20 protein-coding genes are annotated in these 12144 nt (G+C 56.9%); 15 read left to right on the top strand and 5 right to left on the bottom strand.

Annotation, left to right across the window (positions count from 1 at the left end):
* The first annotated feature begins 49 nt into the window (after window positions 1–49).
* The 4 genes from ACR0AA_RS04640 (at window position 50) to aspS (ending at window position 4302) form a co-directional block, all read left to right on the top strand.
* Complete coding sequence (locus ACR0AA_RS04640; protein ID WP_480662276.1) at window positions 50–1177, top strand: aminodeoxychorismate synthase component I; 1128 nt, start codon at window positions 50–52, stop codon at window positions 1175–1177.
* Window positions 1132–1779, top strand: a complete 648-nt coding sequence (locus ACR0AA_RS04635) for an aminotransferase class IV family protein (RefSeq protein ID WP_480755535.1) — start codon at window positions 1132–1134, stop codon at window positions 1777–1779. Before ACR0AA_RS04640 ends, ACR0AA_RS04635 begins: the two co-directional genes overlap by 46 nt.
* A complete protein-coding gene (locus tag ACR0AA_RS04630; RefSeq protein ID WP_480755534.1) occupies window positions 1776–2447 on the top strand; it encodes a CPBP family intramembrane glutamic endopeptidase in 672 nt (223 codons plus the stop codon). The genes ACR0AA_RS04635 and ACR0AA_RS04630 overlap by 4 nt, the downstream gene beginning before the upstream one ends.
* A gap of 79 nt (window positions 2448–2526) precedes the next feature.
* Complete coding sequence (aspS, locus tag ACR0AA_RS04625; protein ID WP_480755533.1) at window positions 2527–4302, top strand: aspartate--tRNA ligase; 1776 nt, start codon at window positions 2527–2529, stop codon at window positions 4300–4302.
* Window positions 4303–4546: 244 nt separating this feature from the next.
* Here the strand turns inward: aspS and ACR0AA_RS04620 are convergent, their stop codons facing one another.
* Window positions 4547–5263: a response regulator gene (locus tag ACR0AA_RS04620; RefSeq protein WP_480755532.1), complete on the bottom strand. Its 717-nt coding sequence runs from the start codon at window positions 5261–5263 to the stop codon at window positions 4547–4549.
* Window positions 5264–5397: 134 nt separating this feature from the next.
* Here ACR0AA_RS04620 and mce point away from each other — a divergent pair, with 134 nt between their 5' ends.
* Both mce and ACR0AA_RS04610 read left to right on the top strand, forming a co-directional pair.
* Entirely contained in the window at window positions 5398–5802 is a 405-nt protein-coding gene (mce, locus tag ACR0AA_RS04615) for a methylmalonyl-CoA epimerase (RefSeq protein WP_170490274.1), read from the top strand.
* A 21-nt stretch (window positions 5803–5823) separates the two neighbouring features.
* Complete coding sequence (locus tag ACR0AA_RS04610) at window positions 5824–6099, top strand: DUF1467 family protein (RefSeq protein ID WP_480662286.1); 276 nt, start codon at window positions 5824–5826, stop codon at window positions 6097–6099.
* A gap of 3 nt (window positions 6100–6102) precedes the next feature.
* Here the strand turns inward: ACR0AA_RS04610 and ACR0AA_RS04605 are convergent, their stop codons facing one another.
* Both ACR0AA_RS04605 and ACR0AA_RS04600 read right to left on the bottom strand, forming a co-directional pair.
* Window positions 6103–6798: an EI24 domain-containing protein gene (locus ACR0AA_RS04605; RefSeq protein WP_480662872.1), complete on the bottom strand. Its 696-nt coding sequence runs from the start codon at window positions 6796–6798 to the stop codon at window positions 6103–6105.
* Window positions 6798–7376: a nitroreductase family protein gene (locus ACR0AA_RS04600; protein WP_480755531.1), complete on the bottom strand. Its 579-nt coding sequence runs from the start codon at window positions 7374–7376 to the stop codon at window positions 6798–6800. Before ACR0AA_RS04600 ends, ACR0AA_RS04605 begins: the two co-directional genes overlap by 1 nt.
* 138 nt (window positions 7377–7514) lie before the next feature.
* Between ACR0AA_RS04600 and ACR0AA_RS04595 the strand changes: the two genes are divergently transcribed.
* The gene (locus ACR0AA_RS04595) at window positions 7515–7790 is read left to right on the top strand and encodes a DUF167 domain-containing protein (RefSeq protein ID WP_480662290.1); all 276 of its coding nucleotides are present in this window, start codon (window positions 7515–7517) and stop codon (window positions 7788–7790) included.
* Here the strand turns inward: ACR0AA_RS04595 and ACR0AA_RS04590 are convergent.
* Complete coding sequence (locus tag ACR0AA_RS04590) at window positions 7778–8026, bottom strand: hypothetical protein (RefSeq protein WP_480662292.1); 249 nt, start codon at window positions 8024–8026, stop codon at window positions 7778–7780. The genes ACR0AA_RS04595 and ACR0AA_RS04590 overlap by 13 nt on opposite strands.
* Window positions 8027–8149: 123 nt before the next feature.
* Here ACR0AA_RS04590 and ACR0AA_RS04585 point away from each other — a divergent pair, with 123 nt between their 5' ends.
* The 5 genes from ACR0AA_RS04585 to ACR0AA_RS04565 all read left to right on the top strand — a co-directional run bounded on the left by ACR0AA_RS04585 (window position 8150) and on the right by ACR0AA_RS04565 (window position 10083).
* Window positions 8150–8857 carry a M48 family metallopeptidase gene (locus tag ACR0AA_RS04585; protein ID WP_480662293.1) on the top strand — a complete coding sequence of 236 codons (708 nt, stop codon included), beginning with the start codon at window positions 8150–8152 and terminating at the stop codon, window positions 8855–8857.
* On the top strand, window positions 8854–9222 hold the full coding sequence (locus tag ACR0AA_RS04580; RefSeq protein ID WP_480662295.1) for a YigZ family protein: 369 nt from the start codon (window positions 8854–8856) through the stop codon (window positions 9220–9222). The genes ACR0AA_RS04585 and ACR0AA_RS04580 overlap by 4 nt, the downstream gene beginning before the upstream one ends.
* Window positions 9223–9290: 68 nt before the next feature.
* A complete protein-coding gene (locus tag ACR0AA_RS04575) occupies window positions 9291–9566 on the top strand; it encodes a DUF6455 family protein (protein ID WP_480662296.1) in 276 nt (91 codons plus the stop codon).
* The gene (locus tag ACR0AA_RS04570) at window positions 9554–9826 is read left to right on the top strand and encodes a DUF6455 family protein (RefSeq protein ID WP_480662298.1); all 273 of its coding nucleotides are present in this window, start codon (window positions 9554–9556) and stop codon (window positions 9824–9826) included. The genes ACR0AA_RS04575 and ACR0AA_RS04570 overlap by 13 nt, the downstream gene beginning before the upstream one ends.
* Window positions 9823–10083 (top strand): DUF6455 family protein, encoded by a 261-nt coding sequence (locus ACR0AA_RS04565; protein ID WP_480662300.1) that lies wholly within the window; start codon window positions 9823–9825, stop codon window positions 10081–10083. Before ACR0AA_RS04570 ends, ACR0AA_RS04565 begins: the two co-directional genes overlap by 4 nt.
* On the opposite strand, the gene ACR0AA_RS04560 is transcribed toward ACR0AA_RS04565, so the two are convergent.
* Window positions 10084–10326, bottom strand: coding sequence for a CDGSH iron-sulfur domain-containing protein (locus tag ACR0AA_RS04560; protein WP_480755530.1), 243 nt, complete (start codon window positions 10324–10326; stop codon window positions 10084–10086).
* Window positions 10327–10540: 214 nt separating this feature from the next.
* On the opposite strand from ACR0AA_RS04560, the gene ACR0AA_RS04555 reads away from it, so the two are divergent.
* The 3 genes from ACR0AA_RS04555 to ACR0AA_RS04545 all read left to right on the top strand — a co-directional run bounded on the left by ACR0AA_RS04555 (window position 10541) and on the right by ACR0AA_RS04545 (window position 12144).
* On the top strand, window positions 10541–10723 hold the full coding sequence (locus tag ACR0AA_RS04555; RefSeq protein ID WP_239337354.1) for a hypothetical protein: 183 nt from the start codon (window positions 10541–10543) through the stop codon (window positions 10721–10723).
* A 138-nt stretch (window positions 10724–10861) separates the two neighbouring features.
* The gene (locus ACR0AA_RS04550) at window positions 10862–11218 is read left to right on the top strand and encodes a diacylglycerol kinase (RefSeq protein ID WP_480755529.1); all 357 of its coding nucleotides are present in this window, start codon (window positions 10862–10864) and stop codon (window positions 11216–11218) included.
* Window positions 11219–11316: 98 nt separating this feature from the next.
* On the top strand, window positions 11317–12144 hold the full coding sequence (locus ACR0AA_RS04545; RefSeq protein WP_480755528.1) for a hypothetical protein: 828 nt from the start codon (window positions 11317–11319) through the stop codon (window positions 12142–12144).

The raw sequence follows: 12144 nt of genomic DNA, 5'->3' as shown, positions 1-12144 counted from the left end.
CTTCCCCTTGCCGCCGTATCCTCTATATCGCGCTGCACGGCAAATGAGGATGCACGTGCGTATTCGTTTCGATCAGGGGCCGGCCGGGCCAGGAACCAGTTTTGACCGGCCAGTCAAGGTGATCCGCGCCGACAATGCGGAGGACGTGCCCCAGGCGATGGCGGCGCTGGATGAGGTGCGCGCTGACGGTGCGTGGCTGGCGGGCTATGCCAGTTATGAGTTGGGCTATGCCCTTGAACCTCGTCTTTCCGACCGAATGCCAACCGGACGCAGACTGCCTTTGTTGTGCTTTGGGGTTTATGACCACCCTGCGCAACGCGAGCTTCCCGCCGTAGCCGGTGGTGTTACCCTTTTTGAACCGCGCTGGGACGAAGCGAGGTACACGCGCGCCTTTCGGCATGTGCATGACGCCATCGAGGCAGGGGACATTTATCAGGCCAACCTGACCTTTCCGATAGATATGACCGTGGAAGGGAACAGTGCCGCGCTCTACGCTGCGCTTGCGCAGGGACAGCCTGTGGGTCACGGCGCGCTTGTTCAGCAGGAAGATTTGCCGGATCTGCTAAGCCGGTCGCCCGAGCTTTTCTTTCGCACCGATGCGGATCGGCGCATTGAGACACGTCCGATGAAAGGCACGCAACCTCGCAGCGATGACATGGCAGAGGATGCCCGCCGCCGTGCGTTCCTGTCGACCGACGAAAAGAACAGGGCCGAGAACCTGATGATCGTTGATCTGCTGCGCAACGATATCAGCCGCGTCGCGCTGCCCGGATCGGTCAAGGTGCCCGAGCTGTTCAAGGTCGAAACCTATGCCACGGTGCATCAGATGATCTCACTGGTGCAGGCGCAGTTGCATATGGGGGCAGAGTTGTCAGACATTCTGACGGCGTTGTTCCCCTGCGGTTCGATCACCGGCGCGCCCAAGATCCGGGCGATGGAAATTCTGGCGGATCTGGAGCCCTGGCCGCGCGATGTTTATTGCGGCGCTATCGGTTGGGCAGCGCCTGACGGGCGATCGGAGTTCAATGTGGCGATCCGAACGCTGATGGTCGAAGAAGGCGCAGCCACCCTGAACGTCGGTGGGGGCGTTGTGTGGGACAGCACAGCCCCTTCGGAATACGAGGAAGCGTTATGGAAAGCCCGCTTTGCCCACCAGCTGACCCTGACTTCCGCCTGATAGAAACTCTGGCCTTTCGGCCGGGGGAGGGTTTTGTTCGCGGGGAACGGCATCTCGCGCGTATGGCACGATCGGCTGCAGCTTTTGATATGCCGTTCGACGCGGCGCAAGCGATAGCCAAGCTTGAAGGGGTGACTGGCCAATCACCTCTCAGGTGTCGTCTTACATTGGCGGGCGATGGTCAAATTGATGTAACAACCGGTCCTTTGGCTGATAACCCTCCGGTCTGGCGTTTGGTTGTGGCTGAAACGCGGCTGTCGACGGCAGATGTTTGGCTGAGGCACAAGACAACTAAACGCGTAATATATGATACAGCCCGCGCATCACTACCCAAAGGCATAGACGAGCTTCTGTTTCTAAATGAGCGCGATGAACTATGCGAAGGAACAATCACCAACCTGTTCGTGCACATGACGGACGGAAGCCGTCTGACCCCAAAGCTCACCTGCGGTTTGCTCCCGGGGATCCTGCGAGAAGAATTGCTTGATAATAAACAGGTTACCGAATCCGTCTTGTCCTTGACCGATCTGCAAAACGCGGAAAAACTCTATGTCGGGAATTCCTTGCGTGGCCTGATCCGGGCGGAGTTGGCGGTATTGTGAGCAAACAAAGCGATTGGGCGGACACCACGACGCATAACCAGCGGCTGAGGTTGGAGTTCGGGTTGTTCTTCATCGTTGCGCCGGTGCTGATCGCCGTCTTCTTCCCCCCCAACTGGATGTTTCCGTCGCTGTTCACCTTCACGGCCATCGGTATCCTCCTGCTGCATTTCACGCCCGGCTTTGCCTGGGCCGAGTTGCGATACAACTGGCTTAACTGGTCGTGGCGCGAACTCGCCATCTTCAGTGTTGCCATGACCGCGTTTTGCACATTGGTCGTCATGACGATGCGACCGGATGCTGCATTTCGCATGCTTCTCTACAGGCCGGAATTTCTGGCCGTGATATGGATTGGCTACCCGCTATTGTCAGCTCTGCCGCAAGAGCTGCTGTTTCGGTCGCTGTTCTTCCGCCGCTATCATGCGATCCTGCCGAACGGACGGGCGGCCTACCTATTGAACGCGTCCCTGTTTTCGATGGCTCACCTCATGTACTGGAGTTGGATCGTCGCCATCATGACCTTTGGCGGCGGGTTGCTGTTCACCTGGGCCTACCGCAAGCGCGGGTCGTTTTTCTATGCGGTCCTGCTGCACGCGATCGCCGGGAACATCATCTTTGCCGCCGGTCTGGGCATCTATTTCTATTCAGGCAACGTTCAAAGGCCGTTTTGACGGCGCGACCTGCCTTGACTTTCCAAGCCTGACAGGGTGTATCGGCGCGACGAATTCTGCGCCCGAAGGGATATGATCCATGCACGCCTATCGCAGCCACACCTGCGCCGCACTGACCGCCGCCAATGTTGGTGAAACCGTCCGCCTGTCCGGTTGGGTGCATCGCGTACGAGATCACGGTGGCGTCCTGTTCATCGACCTGCGCGACCATTTCGGCGTCACTCAGGTTCTGTGCGACGGCGATAGCGCGGCATTTGCTGAGTTGGAGAAAGTCCGCTCCGAATGGTGTATCCGCATCGACGGCACCGTCAAAGCGCGCGACCCCGAGTTGGTGAACCCGAAGCTGCCCACCGGCGAGATCGAAGTTTACGTGCGCGAATTGGAAGTGCTGGGTGCCGCTGACGAGTTGCCTCTGATGGTCTTCGGCGATCAGGAATACCCTGAAGAAACCCGTCTGCGCTATCGCTACCTGGACCTGCGCCGTGAGGCGATGCAGCAGAATATGACCCTGCGCTCGGACGTTGTCGCCTCGATGCGAAAACGCATGTGGGATCAGGGCTTCCGCGAGTACCAGACGCCGATCATCACCGCATCGTCGCCGGAAGGCGCGCGTGACTTCCTGGTGCCGTCGCGCCTGCATCCGGGCAAGTTCTACGCTCTGCCTCAGGCCCCGCAGCAGTTCAAACAGCTGATCATGGTGTCGGGCTTCGACAAATATTTCCAGATCGCGCCGTGCTTCCGTGACGAAGACCCGCGTGCCGACCGCTCGCCCACCGATTTCTACCAGCTCGACCTCGAGATGTCGTTTGTGGAACAGCAGGACGTGTTCGACACCATCCAACCCGTGCTGACAGGTGTCTTCGAAGAATTCGGCGGTGGCCGCAAGGTCGATCAGGAGTGGCCGCAGATCTCCTACAAGGACTCGGCTCTGTGGTACGGCACCGACAAGCCCGACCTGCGCAACCCTATTAAAATGCAAGTTGTCTCCGAGCATTTCCGGGGATCTGGCTTCGCGATTTTCGCGAAGCTGTTGGAGCAGGAAGGTACCGAAATTCGCGCCATCCCTGCACCGACCGGCGGTAGCCGTAAGTTCTGCGACCGCATGAACGCCTTTGCTCAGAAGGAAGGTCTGCCCGGTATGGGTTACATCTTCTGGCGTGATCAGGGCGAAGGCATGGAGGCCGCGGGTCCGCTGGCCAAGAACATCGGCCCCGAGCGCACCGAGGCGATCCGTCAGCAGCTGGGTCTGGGCGTCGGTGATGCGGCATTCTTCCTGGGTGGCAAGCCGAAAGCCTTTGAAAAGGTCGCCGGCAAGGCGCGCGATGTGATCGGTGAGGAACTGAACCTGACCGAGAAAGACCGCTTTGCCTTTGCCTGGATCGTGGATTTCCCGATCTATGAGCAGGACGAAGAAACAGGCGCGATCGACTTTGAGCATAACCCATTCTCGATGCCGCAAGGTGGTATGGAGGCTCTGAACGGCAATCCGCTGGACGTGCGCGGCTATCAGTACGATCTGGCCTGCAACGGGTATGAGCTGGTCTCGGGCGCGATCCGGAACCACAAACCCGAGATCATGCTGAAGGCCTTCGAACTGGCCGGTTACGGCGAAGATGAAGTGAAAAGCCGCTTTGGCGCTCTCTTCAACGCGTTCCACTACGGCGCGCCGCCGCACGGTGGTTGTGCTGCGGGGATCGACCGTATCGTGATGCTGCTGGCCGATGAGGCGAATATCCGCGAGGTCATGATGTTCCCGATGAACCAGCGTGCCGAGGATCTGATGATGGACGCGCCATCTGATCCGACCTCGGATCAGTTGATGGAACTGGGTCTGAGAATTATCCCTCAGGATTGAGCATAAGAAAACCCGCTGCAATATCTGCAGCGGGTTTTTCAATTGGTTGGTGGTCCGCCAGCCGTCCTGCGCGGTGATTTCCACGACCTACCTGAATGCGCGCCAAGTCCGCGAAAGCGTTGCCTACTTGAACAGGTCTTCCAATGACTTTCGACTGGTGCGAATATTCCTCGCCGTTGCGCGAGTTTGCCAGTAGACCCACAAACATAGGATCGTGGCGGTTACAAAATATGCAGTCACCATCTCAGATCGCCTCGCGCTGTTCCAGACGGTTCTGTACGATACCGGCGACCTGAGCCGCCACGGCGGTCACAGGCGTGCCCCCGGCGCGGGACTCGGCGAGCCTTTGCGCAGCTTCGGCCAGAACCGTATCCTCGGCATCTCGTGCGACGCCTCGTAGGAATTGCGCCGCGTAGTCCAGTGTGCGCTGGTCATTTGGTCCGGCCAGAACATCGGCGATGTGCGCCATGTCGTCCTGATAGGCCATTGGGTCGGGCCGAATGATTTCGTTCCGGACGGCGTGCAGGCTGCTGGGGCGGCGATCTTCGGGCAAGCGTTCGAGAATGGATGTCTGGAAATACGCCAACGACTTGAGCGGTTTGACCAGAAAGCCGTCCGCACCGGCCCTGAGCGCAGTTCGTTCCGTATGGTCATCCCCGGACATGCCAAGAATGGCCCCGATACGGAGTGTGGCTTCGGACAACTCAGCAATGAGGTCAGCGCCGGACCCATCAGGCAGTCCCATGTCCACAAGGATGACCGAGGGGCGATAAATCTGCAGGTGCCGCCGCGCCGACTGCAGGCAATCCGCACGTCTGATGCGCGCGCCGCTGTGCAGGCACATCAACCGGATGGCGTCGCAGACATAGCGACTGTCTTCCACAACCAGAATGGTTTGTCCCAGCAGGGGCCGCGTGGCGGTCGGCTGCGCGGGGGAGGCGAAGGGGCTCGAATCGTCCATGGCAGAACTCCTAATCAGCAAATGCCTCACGCTAGGAACTTCTGGCTAACACGGCGTTAACGGCAATTTGGCGCACTTGTCCTTTGCCCGAACAGCCCCCATAACCGCTGCAACGCAGAACAGAGGAGAGTTCCATGATTGGTCGTCTGAACCACGTCGCCATTGCCGTTCCTGATCTTGAGGCCGCGTCCGAGCAATACCGCAGCGCGCTGGGCGCCAAAGTCGGTGCCCCGCAGGACGAACCCGATCATGGCGTGACCGTGGTGTTCATCGAACTGCCCAACACCAAGATCGAACTGCTCTATCCGCTGGGCGATGACAGCCCGATCAACGGGTTTCTGGAAAAGAACCCCGCAGGCGGCATCCACCATGTCTGCTACGAAGTCGAGGATATCATCGCCGCACGTGATCACCTGAAGGAAACTGGCGCGCGCGTGCTGGGTTCGGGCGAGCCCAAGATCGGTGCCCACGGCAAGCCTGTACTGTTCCTGCATCCCAAGGACTTTAACGGCTGCCTGGTCGAGCTAGAACAGGTTTAACCAAACCCCGGAGGGGATGAAATGACGATTACTGCTGCTGCGGTCCTGTTTGCCGTGATCTGGTTCATGACCCTGCTTGTGGTGCTGCCGATCCGCATCAAGACGCAGGGTGATCTGGGGGACATCGTACCCGGCACTCATTCGGGCGCGCCGGAAGTGCATCACATGAAGAAAAAGATGTGGATCACCACCGGTATCTCGGTGGTGCTCTGGGCCATTATCGCGGGGATCATCATTTCAGGTTTGATTTCAGTGCGCGACTTCGATTGGTTGAACCAGTTGGAGCCGCGAGGTTAACTGTCAGGCCATTGAGCCTGACAGTTTGTGGTAAATATGCGTGAACGTGGCGGCCCCTATGATCGGGATCACGAGGTTCACCAGCGGAACCGACAGCGGTATTGCCATCAACGTTCCCGCCAGCCAGATAGTCGCGGTATGTTTGGCACGCAGTTTTCGCGCGCCTTCGCGGCCAACGCGCCGCATCGCTGCAAGTGTGAAGTACTCGCGCCCCAGCAGGAAGCCGTTCAAGCCCCAGAAGATGAACGGGGCGAGAGGCGTAAAGATCGCATACAGGATCAGGGCGAACAGGTTGGCAACGACCAGAACGCCCATGAAGCTAAGCCCATCGCGCACGCTTTCGCTGAATGGAATACCGGGTACAGCGGGCAAAGAGGGGTAGTGCTTGTCCTCAACGGCCTGCGCGACCTCTTCAAGAAACATCGACGTAATAGCGGATGCTACCGGAACCATTAGGAACACCGGTAGAATCAGAACAACAAAGATGCCGGAGTAATTAAGGACGTCGTTCAGCCAGGGAACCGCGCCGACAAAGGGCAGGGATATCTCATCACCCGACAGCCTGTTGATCAGCCAGATTGCCGCCGCGCAGGCAGCGACCAGAAGCACGATCGTCAGCCCGACGCCACGTAGCAGGACAGCCCGGAACTTTGGATCTCCGATCTGGCCCAGCGCAGCGAAAAAGGCATTCAGTATCATCATTCCGAGGCCCATTCGGTAAGCGCTGCCACATCGGGGCGCGGGCGTTCCGGAGGCGCTGAACCCTCGGTCGCAATATGGATCAAGCCGGCGACACGTTCATTATCTTTCAGCCCGAACGCATGGCGGCAGAAATCCCGGTCATGTGTCTGCCAGCCCGACAACCAGTTGGCGCCCCAACCCGCGGCAAGTGCGGCGTTCAGAAGGGCAAGGCAAACTGCTCCGGCAGAATAGGTCTGCTCGATTCCAGGTACCTTTTCAGACGGTTTTTGCACTTCGATCACGGCGACAGCCAGATGGCCCATGTCGAACTGACTGCGGGCTTTGGCGATGTCTTCCGCCGACTTTCCCAATGCAGCACCACACTCCTCAGTCAACCTGGCCAAACGGGGCATCGCGCCTTTTTCCAGCACGATAAAGCGCCAGGGTTCCAGCTTGCCATGATCCGGGCTGCGCGCGGCGGTTGTCAGAAGGGGCAGCAACTGTTCCCGCGTTGGCGCAGGGTCTACCAGCGTTTTCGCGGGGCGGGACCGGCGCGTTTTCAGAAACTCAAGGGCGGCCGGTTTTTTCAAGGACATATGTTAACTTCCTTTACATGGGCGGTTGTGTATGTGGTTGAACATCTGGCGGGTTTCAAGAGCAAGCGGCTGGATGCAGGGGATCAATTTCACTCCCTGGACATTCGTGCAAGTGTGTTTGGGAAAAAGAGGGGTAAGATGGCCAAGCCAAAGTTGCGCAATGTGCCGGATCTGAAAACGCGCGCCGTGCCGGGCGACGCGATTCAGGTCAAAGTCACACCGAAGGCGGCGATAGATGGAATCAACTTACGGAACGGAGCTATTCGCATCAATGTCACCGCGCCGCCGGAAAACGGAAAGGCAAACGAGGCCGTTCGCATCATACTTGCTGCAGCCATGGGTGTGGCGCCATCCACGCTAACCTTAAAGCGTGGCCAGACATCGCGGGAAAAGGTATTCGTCTATGTGCCCTGACCCGGTGTTTCCCGGATCTGGTACACGCCTTCCGGCAAGTCCAATGCCGCGGCCAGATCACGAACCTGTTCTGGGGACAGGGTGATCTTTTGGATCTGATCCGTGCGCGGGTCCAATTGTTCAAGCGTCACACATTCGGCGAAGCTGTTGATGACGACATCCTCGTGCAAAGGCTTGGGGCCTTCGTCCACCAGAGTAATGACTGTCGAGTCGAATTCATGCTCAATCGAAAACATAATGGCAGAGTGCAGGGCATGCGATCTCAATGCAACCCGTTCGGCCACAATCGGGATGTGGCGGTCCTTGTGGCACCACGCTATGATTTGAAAAACGGGCTTACCGTTTCAAAAGGGATATGAATGCGCCGTCTGATCTGTCTGTTTCTCCTCCTGCTTCTGGCGGCCTGCGGTGCCAACACATTGCGCGTTCAACCCGCGACAGAATGGACGCAGGGTTCTGAGGGGTTCAGGGTCGAGGCCGAAGCGTTCCAGCAAGTCAGTCGCCAGGTCGGTGAACAGGCGCGAAAGGAATGCCTGCGGGCGTCCAATGTTCCGAATTGCGACTTTACTATTTTGGTGGACCTGAACCCCAATGCCCCGGCCAATGCGTTTCAAACGCTCGATAACAAGGATCAGCCGGTCATCATCTTCACCCGTTCGATGATCCAATCCGCTGAAAACGCGGATGAGCTGGCTTTCGTGATGGGGCACGAGGCTGCTCACCACATACTGCGGCACATCCCCAGACAGTCCCAGAACGCACGTGACAGCGCCGTGATCTTCGGTGAACTGGCCCGGTTGGGTGGGGCAGACGGGTCAGGCGTTGAAGAGGCGCAGAAGCTGGGTGCAAAAGTTGGGGCACAGGTCTATATCAAGGAATTCGAACTGGAAGCGGATCAGTTGGGAACAATCATTACCTACCGCGCAGGGTACAATCCGTTGATCGGCGCAAAGTACTTCGACCGGATTCAAGATCCCGGGGATAGCTTTCTTGGAACACACCCGCCAAATGCGAAGCGCGTTCAGATAGTCCAGGACACCGCACGGCAACTTGGACTGACGCAATGACCTCATTGATACGGCTTGGCGTGATCCTGACGGATCGCGGTTCGAAATACGCGGTATCGGGTGCGCCGGTACAAACGCGCGATGATGTCGATGCGGTACTGCGGGACCTGAAGTCCGACAAAAGCTATGCCAAAGCCACGCACAACACGTGGGCGGCAGTCCTACCCACGGGCGCGCTCAAGGCGGATGACGGGGAAAGCGGCGCCGGAATGGTGATCCTGCGTATGCTCGAGCGGGCGAGTTTGGACGGGCATGTCATCATCGTCACCCGTTGGTACGGCGGCAAAAAACTTGGCGGAGACCGCTTTCGCCGAGTGCAGGATGCCACCCGCGCCTATCTGGATCATATCGGAGCGGAGTCTTGACCTGAGTCAAAGGCCTGCCCGGGCCGCTGCGCTATCCTGTTCAAACTGCGCGACAGGGAGAGGATGCTATGTCCGGCAAAGATACTCTGAAACGGCACGCCGAGCTGGTCGACAAAATGGCAACCCGTGTTGGGGTCGATCTGGAGGATGCTGCAATCGGCGGAAAGGTCACGATTGACCAGATTTCTGACGCCGTAATTCGGTGCAGTGCCTGCTCGAACCCGGACCATTGCGAGAGCCTGTTGGCAGAATCTGATCACGATGGGAAAACACCGGAGTATTGCAAAAACAAAGAGCTGTTTGACCGTCTCACATCAGCATCGGATAGCGAATGCAACGACTAGGGCGGATCATGGAGCATCACCGTCTCGTGCTACGCATGGGGCAGGTGGTTGGATCAGACGTCGTGACAGGGCACGAACAGGGTCGCCTAAGTCAGCGGGACTGGGCCGATATGGTTCGGCGGTGCCAGGGGTGTGAATGGGCCTGCGCCTGCGAGAACTGGCTGGAACACAATGAAACCGCCAATGAAGCCCCGCGAACCTGCCCGAACCGCACACGGTTTGCGAACCTCAAGCAGCAAGACAGTCGGAAAACCCAATGACCCGGGATATTCTGGGAGACGTTCAAAAACACTTCTGGCTCACCCGCTCGGTGGCCAGATGCATGAACGTGTCGTTTAGTGAAGCGATGGCCGAAGGGCGACTTTCCGCCGATGAATACGCAGAAATCGTGACCCGATGCCGTGCTGCAGGGTGCAGCGGCCAGTGCGAATTATGGTTGTCAGCACAACAGTCCGAGGTCAGATCGGCACCGGAATTCTGTGCAAACGCACAAAAATTAAACGCTTTGAAAAGGTAGTCAGAGCTTGGAATGTGATCCGTCGCACAGCGGTGGATTTGCCGTTTGCTTGCAGCCGCAAAAGAACACCTTCTTGTTGCTCTCAGCGGTATATTTTACGGGTTCGAACCCTGATCCCTTATGTGAGCCATCGCAAAAAGGTTGTCGTTGGGATCTGCCGCAGGCGCACCAGAAATAGCTTTTCCCCTCGGTCACATCGACCGGAAAGGGACCTTTTTGAGCAATAATTGGCGTGTCGGACATGTGGCTACTCCGCAGTTGGCTAACGTCGACGATTAAGTTTAGGGCAATAATACACGAGGTGTAGGACGCGCTTCGAACTTCGTTCCGGCAGCATGGATTCGCCGCTCTCACAAATCCGTGATTGATTTTGTTGCAATAATATCAATGAGGTCGTATTTTGACACTGGCCCCAGGTAGTAGGGCAATATGAAAAATTTTTAGAGGATTGACGGACATGAAACTTAAATTTGCTGCCGTTAGCGCAATTGCCCTAGTTCTGGCTGCATGCTCGCAGCAGGAAGAGCCTGCGCCGGTTTACATCACGCCTGAGTACGACAAGTTCGGCACGCCGAGCTGCCCGGCAGGTACCGCGCTGGCCACGACCGAAGCGGGTCAGACCGTCTGTAACCCGGTCTAACAATAAGAATTCCGCGGGCGGCTGAGCTTTAGCCGCCCGCACATCTTGACTGATTAAGCCGCCTTTTTGGGGCGGTTTTTTCTTGCCTACCAGGTTCTGTTTCGGTTTCAGTTCCACTTAAAACTAAGACGAAGGCCGATGAAAAATCTCTTGACCCACCTTAAGGACCGCTCACGTTGGAGTTGGCAAGGTCTGACTTCAACTTGGCGCGGCGAGTATTCGTTTCGTGCCTGGATCTGGGCAAACCTGATATCAGGCGCGCTGGCGTTTTGGCTGCCACTTGGCACGGCAGAGCGCGCCCTGATCCTTGTGCTGGGGATACTGGTACTTGTGGCTGAACTGTTCAACACCGCCATCGAACGGGCGGTGGATCATACCTCGACGGATTATCACGAATTGGCCGGTCAAGCAAAGGATGCAGCCAGTGCGGCAGTGGCGCTAACGGCAGTGGCGGCGGGGTTGGCTTGGGTGGTCGTGTTGGCGGGGTTGGTTTGATGGTTGAATAAACCGAAATCGACAAACCCATTTCTGGCTATTGAACTGTAGCGCTGATCAACGTATGCGAGAGTCACTTTCAAGTAAGCGCGTATCGAATGTTGGATTTGGTAAAACAGTACTTCGAGAATCTAAATGATCGTATCAGATCGCCAATATTGGGTTCTGCAACAGCCGTGTTTGTAGCCATCAACTGGAAGCCATTGTATTTTTTCCTTTTCTCAAACTTTCCGGTTCAAATTAGAATCTGGTATTTTGAATTGCACACTAGTATCTACAGCCTATTGGTTTATCCAATTTCGCTGGGCGTCATAATTGGGCTGTTCAAGCCTTGGTTGACTCTCTTTAGCGCTTGGGCAGCGATACGACCAAATTACTATCTTCACAATCTCCAACAAATCGAAGCTAGCAAGCGCGAAATTCAAAAACTCCAAATTGATGCGGAACATGAACAAGCGAAAGCGGATCTTGAAAGAGAGTCAGAGGAAAGGAAGATCGCTGCCGCGGAAAGGCTGGAGAAGGCTGCAAGCGTGAGTGGAGAGCTAGAAGAAGAACTGAAAAGGGAACGTTCAAAATCTGACGGCGGGATAGGTGATCTGCCAAGTGCGCTAGTTGGTGATAGCATTCCTTCAGTGGTGAATAGGCAGGTGTTGATAGCACTAGGAAAAGCGAAGGGGAGTTTAACAAGGTCGCAATTGGTAGAGTCAGTTGCGGAAGTAATGGATGGTGAAAAATATAACTTTGGCTCTGTTGAACTAAGTGAACCTCTTTCCGTGCAACGGATTTCAGTCGAGGCTGCAGAATCCTTGGGCACACTAAATAGAATTGGCCTAGTAACTCGCGACACTACGGGAGCTCGCTCCAATTATCAGCTTAGTTCGACAGGGTACGGCGTGTTTGATCTTCTTGTTGCTAATCAGCAGTGA

This window comes from Ruegeria sp. CE8 (assembly GCF_056537465.1).
The sequence above is the reverse complement of the archived record's forward strand: the minus strand, read 5'-3'. Positions and strand labels throughout refer to the sequence as shown.

Coding starts and splice junctions, on each gene's coding strand:
- ACR0AA_RS04640 (WP_480662276.1), top strand. CDS start 50: ATGCACGTGCGTATTCGTTTCGATCAGGGGCCGGCCGGGCCAGGAACC.
- ACR0AA_RS04635 (WP_480755535.1), top strand. CDS start 1,132: ATGGAAAGCCCGCTTTGCCCACCAGCTGACCCTGACTTCCGCCTGATA.
- aspS (WP_480755533.1), top strand. CDS start 2,527: ATGCACGCCTATCGCAGCCACACCTGCGCCGCACTGACCGCCGCCAAT.
- ACR0AA_RS04620 (WP_480755532.1), bottom strand. CDS start 5,263: ATGGACGATTCGAGCCCCTTCGCCTCCCCCGCGCAGCCGACCGCCACG.
- mce (WP_170490274.1), top strand. CDS start 5,398: ATGATTGGTCGTCTGAACCACGTCGCCATTGCCGTTCCTGATCTTGAG.
- ACR0AA_RS04610 (WP_480662286.1), top strand. CDS start 5,824: ATGACGATTACTGCTGCTGCGGTCCTGTTTGCCGTGATCTGGTTCATG.
- ACR0AA_RS04605 (WP_480662872.1), bottom strand. CDS start 6,798: ATGATACTGAATGCCTTTTTCGCTGCGCTGGGCCAGATCGGAGATCCA.
- ACR0AA_RS04600 (WP_480755531.1), bottom strand. CDS start 7,376: ATGTCCTTGAAAAAACCGGCCGCCCTTGAGTTTCTGAAAACGCGCCGG.
- ACR0AA_RS04595 (WP_480662290.1), top strand. CDS start 7,515: ATGGCCAAGCCAAAGTTGCGCAATGTGCCGGATCTGAAAACGCGCGCC.
- ACR0AA_RS04590 (WP_480662292.1), bottom strand. CDS start 8,026: ATGTTTTCGATTGAGCATGAATTCGACTCGACAGTCATTACTCTGGTG.
- ACR0AA_RS04585 (WP_480662293.1), top strand. CDS start 8,150: ATGCGCCGTCTGATCTGTCTGTTTCTCCTCCTGCTTCTGGCGGCCTGC.
- ACR0AA_RS04580 (WP_480662295.1), top strand. CDS start 8,854: ATGACCTCATTGATACGGCTTGGCGTGATCCTGACGGATCGCGGTTCG.
- ACR0AA_RS04575 (WP_480662296.1), top strand. CDS start 9,291: ATGTCCGGCAAAGATACTCTGAAACGGCACGCCGAGCTGGTCGACAAA.
- ACR0AA_RS04570 (WP_480662298.1), top strand. CDS start 9,554: ATGCAACGACTAGGGCGGATCATGGAGCATCACCGTCTCGTGCTACGC.
- ACR0AA_RS04565 (WP_480662300.1), top strand. CDS start 9,823: ATGACCCGGGATATTCTGGGAGACGTTCAAAAACACTTCTGGCTCACC.
- ACR0AA_RS04560 (WP_480755530.1), bottom strand. CDS start 10,326: ATGTCCGACACGCCAATTATTGCTCAAAAAGGTCCCTTTCCGGTCGAT.
- ACR0AA_RS04555 (WP_239337354.1), top strand. CDS start 10,541: ATGAAACTTAAATTTGCTGCCGTTAGCGCAATTGCCCTAGTTCTGGCT.
- ACR0AA_RS04550 (WP_480755529.1), top strand. CDS start 10,862: ATGAAAAATCTCTTGACCCACCTTAAGGACCGCTCACGTTGGAGTTGG.
- ACR0AA_RS04545 (WP_480755528.1), top strand. CDS start 11,317: ATGTTGGATTTGGTAAAACAGTACTTCGAGAATCTAAATGATCGTATC.